Consider the following 6132-nt stretch of genomic DNA (forward strand, 5'->3'; position numbering starts at 1 on the left):
TCGCGATGGACACCGCAAACAGCGCGTAGCGGATCAGTCACTCACAACCCCACGACCCAGGCGCGTTCACGAACGTCAGTGCGTACGATCGGGCGACATCGGGAAGCGAGTCAGCGCGCAGGCCGATCCTGCGGAAGCCCGCACGCTCCCCGGCGGCATGCCGCCGGGGAGCGTGCGAGCAGGGCGTAGGGCCTGTGGCGGCCGCCGATCAGGGCCTCGACCAGCAGCCGCTCGACCTCCGGGACCGTGTTCGGTCGCGGCCGGCCGAGGATGCGGGCGACGCCCGCGGCATCGTCGGCGCTGCGGGTGAGGCGCGTGAAGAACACGCCTTTTCCGCGATGTCGTCCCGGTCGTACAGGCAGAGCTCTCTAGCATAGCCGAACAGGACGGTGATCCGGTCTTCGCGGCTGAGGCCTGCGGCGTCGACCGGCACGGCCGGCAACGCGGCGGCGTTGGCCGCATCGAAGCGCTCCAGGCCGAGCGTGACGCATGACGGGCCGAGGCCGAGCCGCTGGCTGGTCACCGCGTCCGGTCCGCCTGGATGGACCGAGCTGGCGGGAGGCTGACCGACGTCGAACCCTCGAACTCGTCCGTGGTTGTTTCGTACGATCCAACTACCGATGGTCCCCAAGCGGACCGGACCATATTGTTTCGTACGATATGTCCAGATCGCCGACCGACCCGACCACCCGGACCTATTCCGGGCTGACCGACGCCTACGCGTTCTTCAATGCCCGGCTGTTCACCGGCCGGCTGCCTGCGTGCCTGATCACCATGCAGCGCAAGTCCAAGGCCTACGGATATTTCGCCGGCCGCCGCTTCACCACGCCCGACGGCGTCGAGGTCACCGACGAGATCGCGCTCAACCCCCGGCACTTCGCCGAGCGCTCGACCGAGGCGACGCTCGCCACCCTGGTGCGCGAGATGGTCCACCTGCAGCAAGCGCATTTCGGCACGCCGTCCCGTCCCGGCTACCACAACCGAGAATGGGCCGAACTGATGCGCACGGTCGGGCTGATCCCGACCGCGACCGGCGAACCGGGCGGCAAGCAGACCGGGCAGCAAGTGGGTCACACGATCGAGCCGGGCGGCCGGTTCGCCCTGGCCTGCGCCGAGCTGATCGAGGCGCAAGGCTTCAGCGTGCCCTACGTCGAGCTCCGGAACGAGGCCGAGCGCGAGGCGCGGGAGCGGAAGGCGGCGAGCAAGACCCGGTACACCTGCCCGAGCTGCGGGGCGAACGCCTGGGCCAAGCCGGGGACCCGGCTCGCCTGCGAGGTCTGTCATCGATCGATGGAGGTGCGACGGCGTTGACGCGCGATGGCGCTCTGTTTGTTTCGTACGATCGATAGCGCGTCGGGGCGATCACTCCAGCAGCCAAGCCACGGGCCGCCACGCGAACACCCGGCGCAGCAGGCGGCGGCCGAGGAGGGCCGCGAGCCCGGCCCCGAGCATGAGCCAGGCCGGGCCCCAGGCGATGAGCCTGTCGCGCAGCGTCAGGTAGATCACCGCGGGAACACCCCCGACCGGCGCGACCGTCCCCTCCGTCCAGAGCGGGAGCTCGCAGTACCGCCGATTCGACGCCGCATCCGTCTTGAGCTGCGACGGGGTGCAGGACTGGCTCATCTGGCTGCGCAGGTCGGGGTTGGCCGCGACCAGGGCGAGCCACGCCGGGCCGTCGGAGCGCTGGGTCAGGCCCGCCCACTTGGCGTCCAGGCCGAGCGTGTCCCTGCGCCCGAGCCAGTAGCCCGCGCCGCCGCACAGGATGGGGTGCCGACATAGGACGGGCACAAAACCACGCTAAGGAGACAAACGAGGAACGAAGTTTGGGTTGGAGCGATGCTCAGGGGCCCAGTTCACCTGAGAGAAGGTACAGCTCCCATGTGGCGCGGCCCCGGGCGCTGATGGTCAACCTCTCGGGACTGCTCGGGGCGCTCTCCAGCAGGCCCAATTTGACCAACGGTCGGATCGAACTGGCGCTGATCACATCCTTGAGCTCGGGTTCGTAACCCTCGACGACGAGCCGCCAGCCCTGGGTTCCCCGTTCGGTCAGAGCGGGTTCGAGATGCCCGAGGCGCAGGCGATTGCCCTGACGGCCAAGGATGAACAGGCAGCAGGACCAGAATGCGTTCCTAGGACGCGGCGGAATGAACCCCCATTCGAGCGGGCCAGCCGTCGGCTCGGTCACCGGCGAGGCCGATCGGTGCGGGTCCTGGGCATCGGCGAAGCCTTGCTTGTAGGCGCGCTCCAGGGCTCGGGCGATCGTGCCGGCGGTATCGACGGCCCGGCCGTATTTCCGATCGTACCGATCCTTGAAGACGATCGCCCGAGCCTCCTCGCGGAAGTCGACCTTGCGGTAGGCGTTGGCCGGGGGCTTGCGCGGCGGCCGGCTCACGGGCGGACTCCGGCCACCGGTTTGCGATGGCGTTTGACGATCTCCGCCACTGTGTTCTTGCTGAGCCCGAGTTCGCGGCCGATCAGCCGGTAGCTCCGCCCGGCCTCGATCAGGGCCAAAACCTTCGGGGCGAGACGGTCGGATTTCGGCCTCTGGCCGGTCTGCCGCCCGAGCACCCGGCCCCGTGCCCGGGCCGCCGCCAGGCCCGAGCGGACACGCTCGCGCAGGAGTTCGCGCTCGAACTCGGCGATCCCGGCCAGCACCGTGGCCATCATGCGGCCGGTCGCGCTCGCCAGGTCGAAGGTCATGCCGCTCATCGCCACGACAGAGACGCGCCGGGCTTCGAGTTCACGCAGGGTTTCGAGAAGGTCGAGGGTCGAGCGGCCCCAGCGCGACAGCTCCGTCACCAGCACCACGTCGATCCGGCGGGCTTGCGCCAGCGCCATGACCTTGCGGCGCTCGATACGGTCGAGCTTCACCCCCGAGCCGGTTTCCCTGAACACGCCGACCACCGCGTAGCCGGCGCGCTCGGCGAAGGCACGCAGATCGCGCTCCTGACGCTCGCAGGATTGGTCCGCGGTCGAGACCCGGCAATAGATCGCCGCGCTCTGTCCCAATTGAACCCTCCCGGCCCTGCGCCCGCCAAGTCCTTGTTCCAGCTTGGCCTGCCGGCATCGCAAATAGCCATTACTCCAATTGGGACAGAGCCGCCATGCCACGCCGCCGAGCCGTGACCCGAACCCAACTCGACGCGTTGCTCGCCCTGGCGACGGACGAAGCCGACCTCGTCCGTTACTATACCCTGTCTCCAGCCGACCTCGCGGTCATCGCCCGGCGGCGGCGGGCTCACAATCGCCTCGGCTTTGCCGTCCAGCTCTGCGCACTGCGCTATCCGGGGCGTCTGCTCCATCGCGGTGAAGTCGTGCCGCGGGAGGTTCTGACGTTCATCGCCGACCAGCTCGATCTGCCCTCGGACGCTCTGGTCGACTACGCCATCCGGTCCCAGACCCGCTACGACCAACTCCAGGCCCTCTACACCGCGTTCGGGTTCAGGACCTTTGCCCGGCCCGATCGCATCGCGATGGCCCGATGGCTGCTGCCCCAGGCCCTGGCCACGACGAGTGGCACAACGCTCGCCCGGCTTCTCATGGAGGAGCTTCGCCGCCGGGCCATCGCCGCACCGGGTCCCACGGTGATCGAGCGTCTGACCGCCGACGCCTTGTCTCAGGCGGACCGGTATGTGGACCGTCAGATCGATGCCCGGCTCGACAATCGCCGGCGTGCCGCATTGGACGCCCTTCTGGACGTTCCCGCCGAGGCTGTGCTGAGCCCGCTCGCCTGGGCGCGTCAGCCACCGGGAGCGGCAGGACATCGCGCGTTGGTGCGCCTTCTCGGCCAGCTCGGGCGGCTTCGATCCCTCGGGCTCGACGCTACGCTCGTCGAGGCGATCCAAACCGATCGCCGCCAAGCCCTGGCCCGCGAAGGAATGCGCCTGTCCGCACAACACCTGAAGAGCCTGTCGCCCCTCCGGCGGCACGCCGTCCTCGCCGTCACCGCGCTGGACGCCATGACCCGCCTTACCGACGAAGCCGTCGGCCTGTTCGACCGGCTCGTGGGAGGGCTGTTCCGGCGGGCCGAGCGACGCGCCGCCTCCGAGTTGCAGGCCAACGCGCGGGCCGTCAACGACAAGATCCGGCTCCTCGCCCGCGTCGGGCATGCGTTGATCGCGGTGCGCGACGCACGAGGCGACGCCTTCGCGGCGATCGAGAGCGTCATCTCCTGGGACGGCTTCATGCGTGCGGTCGCCGAAGCGGATCGCCTGTCCCGTCCGGACGGAGCCGACCATGCCGCCCTTGCCGCCGCCAGTCACGGGCTCGTGCGCCGGATCGGCCCCCTGTTCCTCGACAGCTTCGCGTTCCATGGGATCGCCAGCACGGATGGCCTCCTGCGGGCGGTCGAGCGCATGCGCGTCTTCTATCGCGGGACGCGCCGCACGCTCCCAGGCGACCTACCGACCGGGTTCGTTCGGCATGGCTGGCGGAGCGCGGTCCTGCGCGGCGGTCACCTCGATGCCGCCGCTTACGAACTCTGCCTCTTCGCAGAGTTGCGCGACAGGCTGCGCGCCGGGGATGTCTGGGTCGCCGGCAGCCGGCAGTACCGTGCCATCGAAGACCAGATGATCCCGCAGGCACTGTTCACCACGATGCGGCAGGCAGGACCGCTGCCGCTCGCCGTTCCGGACGATCCGTCCGTCTATCTGCAAATGCGCAAGACGCTCCTCGGAGAGCGCCTGGACCAAGTGGAACGGCGTGCCGACCGCAACCTCCTCGCCGACGTCCGCATCTCCGCGACCGCCTTGCGGATCACCGCGCCACAGGCGATCACCCCCGAGGCCGCCGAAGATCTGGCCGCCCGCATCCAGGCCCTGATGCCGCGGATCCGGATCACGGATCTCGTCGCCGAAGTCGACGGCTGGACCGGTCTTTGCGACCACTTCACCCATCTCCGGACGGGCTTGCCGACGTCCGATCGGCGCATCGTCCTGACGGCGGTGCTGGCCGACGCCACCAATCTCGGTCTCACCCGCATGGCCGACGCCTGCGCGGTGGCCAGCTACCGCCAGCTCGCCTGGACGGCCGGATGGCATCTGAACGAGGACAACTATGGCCGGGCGCTGGCCGCGGTCGTCGCCGCTCAACACGCTCATCCCCTGGCCGCCGCGTTCGGGGCTGCGGTCGTGTCGAGTTCCGACGGGCAGCACTTCCCGCTCGGTGGGCACGCCGAGGGCGCCGGGACGATCAATCCGCACAAGGGATCTCACCCCGCCGTCTCGTTCTACACATTCATCTCCGGCCGCTATGCCCCGTTCCACACGAAGGTCATCTCGGCGACCGAGGGCGAAGCCGCCCACGTCATCGATGGCCTTCTCTACCATGGCGGCGGCGTCGACATCGCGATCCACCACACCGATGGCGGTGGCGTCTCGGACCATGTGTTCGGGCTCTGCCATCTGCTCGGCTTCCGCTTCGCGCCGCGCATCCCGAACCTCTCCGATCGCAGGCTCCATGCCTTTGCCCCGGCCGGGCGATGGCCGACGCTCGAACCGTTCCTGGCCGGCCGGATCGACGAAGCGTTGATCACGCGCCATTGGGACGACCTCCTGCGCTTGGCGACCTCCGTGCGCGTGGGCAGCGTGCCCGCCTCGCTGATGTTGCGGCGCCTCGGATCCTATCCGCGCCAAAACGGGCTGGCCCTGGCGCTGCGGGAGCTGGGGCGGATCGAGCGCACCCTGTTCACCCTCGACTGGCTGGAGGATCCCGGCCTGCGCCGACAGGCGAGCGCGGAACTGAACAAGGGCGAGTCCCGCAACGCGCTCGCTCGGGCGGTCTGCTTCCATCGCCTCGGGCGCATACGGGATCGCGACGCGGAGAGCCGTCAACATCGCGCCAGCGGCCTGAACCTGGTTGTGGCCGCGATCATCCTCTGGAACACGGTCTACATGGACCGCGCCATCCGTCAGTTGCGCCGCCAGGGCGAGCCCGTTCCGGACGATTTGCTCGCTCACCTGGCACCGCTCGGCTGGCAGCACATCAACCTCACCGGCGATTACATCTGGACCGGAGAAGCGGCGATCGGGCTCGATGGCTTCAGACCCCTCAACCGCAAGCACACTGACAGGTCCGATGTTCTTGCTCTGTCCGCTTAGCGTGGTTTTGTGCCCGTCCTATGTCGGCCCCCCG

Annotated in this window: 6 protein-coding genes; 2 read left to right on the forward strand and 4 right to left on the reverse strand. The window is 69.1% G+C overall.

The window, feature by feature from the left end:
- Window positions 1-110 precede the first annotated feature (110 nt).
- Entirely contained in the window at window positions 111-326 is a 216-nt protein-coding gene (locus PQI07_RS36990; protein ID WP_043075365.1) for a hypothetical protein, read from the reverse strand.
- A gap of 334 nt (window positions 327-660) precedes the next feature.
- On the opposite strand from PQI07_RS36990, the gene PQI07_RS36995 reads away from it, so the two are divergent.
- Window positions 661-1311, forward strand: coding sequence for a SprT-like domain-containing protein (locus tag PQI07_RS36995; RefSeq protein ID WP_127993405.1), 651 nt, complete (start codon window positions 661-663; stop codon window positions 1309-1311).
- Window positions 1312-1362: 51 nt separating this feature from the next.
- On the opposite strand, the gene PQI07_RS37000 is transcribed toward PQI07_RS36995, so the two are convergent.
- From PQI07_RS37000 to PQI07_RS37010, 3 genes are read right to left on the reverse strand one after another with little or no spacing between them, the layout of a single operon-like run.
- Window positions 1363-1788, reverse strand: coding sequence for a hypothetical protein (locus PQI07_RS37000; RefSeq protein ID WP_230368544.1), 426 nt, complete (start codon window positions 1786-1788; stop codon window positions 1363-1365).
- Between the two features lie 52 nt (window positions 1789-1840).
- A complete protein-coding gene (locus PQI07_RS37005; RefSeq protein ID WP_043075337.1) occupies window positions 1841-2392 on the reverse strand; it encodes a hypothetical protein in 552 nt (183 codons plus the stop codon).
- Window positions 2389-3009: a recombinase family protein gene (locus PQI07_RS37010; RefSeq protein WP_043075338.1), complete on the reverse strand. Its 621-nt coding sequence runs from the start codon at window positions 3007-3009 to the stop codon at window positions 2389-2391. The genes PQI07_RS37005 and PQI07_RS37010 overlap by 4 nt, the downstream gene beginning before the upstream one ends.
- Before the next feature lie 95 nt (window positions 3010-3104).
- On the opposite strand from PQI07_RS37010, the gene PQI07_RS37015 reads away from it, so the two are divergent.
- On the forward strand, window positions 3105-6098 hold the full coding sequence (locus PQI07_RS37015; RefSeq protein WP_043075339.1) for a Tn3 family transposase: 2994 nt from the start codon (window positions 3105-3107) through the stop codon (window positions 6096-6098).
- Window positions 6099-6132: the final 34 nt, after the last annotated feature.

The organism is Methylobacterium sp. 092160098-2 (assembly GCF_028920805.1).
Taxonomy (GTDB): domain Bacteria; phylum Pseudomonadota; class Alphaproteobacteria; order Rhizobiales; family Beijerinckiaceae; genus Methylobacterium; species Methylobacterium fujisawaense.

Coding starts and splice junctions, on each gene's coding strand:
- PQI07_RS36995 (WP_127993405.1), top strand. CDS start 661: ATGTCCAGATCGCCGACCGACCCGACCACCCGGACCTATTCCGGGCTG.
- PQI07_RS37015 (WP_043075339.1), top strand. CDS start 3,105: ATGCCACGCCGCCGAGCCGTGACCCGAACCCAACTCGACGCGTTGCTC.